This window comes from Nocardioides sp. NPDC057577 (assembly GCF_042801335.1).
In the GTDB taxonomy this organism is placed as follows: domain Bacteria; phylum Actinomycetota; class Actinomycetes; order Propionibacteriales; family Nocardioidaceae; genus Nocardioides.
Genome location: NZ_JBHVGB010000344.1, coordinates 1 through 1294 on the forward strand (window position 1 = coordinate 1; position 1294 = coordinate 1294).

General features: G+C 68.6%; 1 protein-coding gene. It reads right to left on the reverse strand.

Features of this window, described 5'->3' with window-relative positions:
• Positions 1-98: 98 nt before the first annotated feature.
• On the reverse strand, positions 99-1082 hold the full coding sequence (locus ACFU7D_RS29655) for a mucin-2 protein (RefSeq protein ID WP_378874120.1): 984 nt from the start codon (positions 1080-1082) through the stop codon (positions 99-101).
• Between the last annotated feature and the right edge of the window lie 212 nt (positions 1083-1294).

Consider the following 1294-nt stretch of genomic DNA (forward strand, 5'->3'; position numbering starts at 1 on the left):
CCGAGTCGGCGCGTTCTGACGAAGAATCACGCCGAGTCGGCTCGTTAGAACGAGCCGACTCGGCGGTGAGTTCGGTCAGGACGAGCCGACTCGGCGATCTAGTTGACGGCTACGTGCACGTGGTCGTAGTGGTTCGCCGTGGGGTCGCCGCGGTCCTCCATGGAGCGCCAGCCCTCGTCGGCTCGGACCGGGGTCCAGATGCGCTGGTACCAGATGATGTCGTAGATGTTGAGCGCCGCGGCGTGCTCCTGGACGAAGGCGGCGATGGCGTCACCGAGCTCCTTGTCGTCGGTCATGAAGTCCAGCGCCTTGCCGTCGATGTGCTCGCCGTGCGGGTCGTAGCCGTAGGTGGTGCCGGAGGCGACCGCCGGGAACGCGTTGCAGACGGCGCGGTAGAGGTCGACCGCATCGGCGACCAGGCCGTCCTCGACCGAGGCGTCTCCGCAGGCGGAGAAGTCCAGTCCCGCCGGGGCCTCCTCGGACGGCGTCGGAGAAGGCGTCGGAGTAGGGGTGGGCTCGGGCGGCGGCTCGGGCTTGGTCTTGCCGAGGTTGCCCTCGGGGATCCACACCGGGTTGCCCTCCAGGACGATCTCCTGGCGACCACCCTCGTCGCGGCCGGTGTAGTAGACCGCGCGCCCGAGCTTCAGCTCGCCGAGCTCCTTGGCACGCTTCCCGTAGGAGGCATAGACGGTGACGTCGTCCTGGACATATCGCAGCACCGCCTTCTGCGAACCGCCGCTGACCGACGTCGGCCGCTCGATCAGCGACTCGATCGTCGCGACCTCACTGAGCGCACTGGTCGCCGCCCCTCCCCCACGCTCGCCGCTGCGGCTGACCGTCGCCTCCCGGCCGGTGACCTCGCGGCGGTCGCTCGACATCCGGGTGTCCTCACGGGTCGTCGGCAGCGCCGGGATCTTCGCAGCCGCCTTGGCCTCGGCCTCGATGCGCCGATCGGCCGGCGACGGCAACCGGAGGCCGGACTTCTCCTCCACCTCGGAGATCACGACGCCGGGGTTCGCGGCGGCTGCCCCGGCGGCTACCGCGCCGCTGGTCGCGAACGTGACGATCCCGGCGGTCGCCACGGCGTTCTTGGTTCTACGGACAGCTCGATAATCGCCTCTGTGGCTGGTGGCCACTGCGCAATCCTTCGCTCGACAATGTGGGGGTATCGCCCGAGAGCACCCTTCGCCACTTCCGCTGAAGCTGGGTCGTGAGCCCGGGCACAGCGCCTGAGTCAATCACACACCTGCAGGGGTATCCCACGGTGATCCGGAGACTTTGCGAAGTTGTTGAT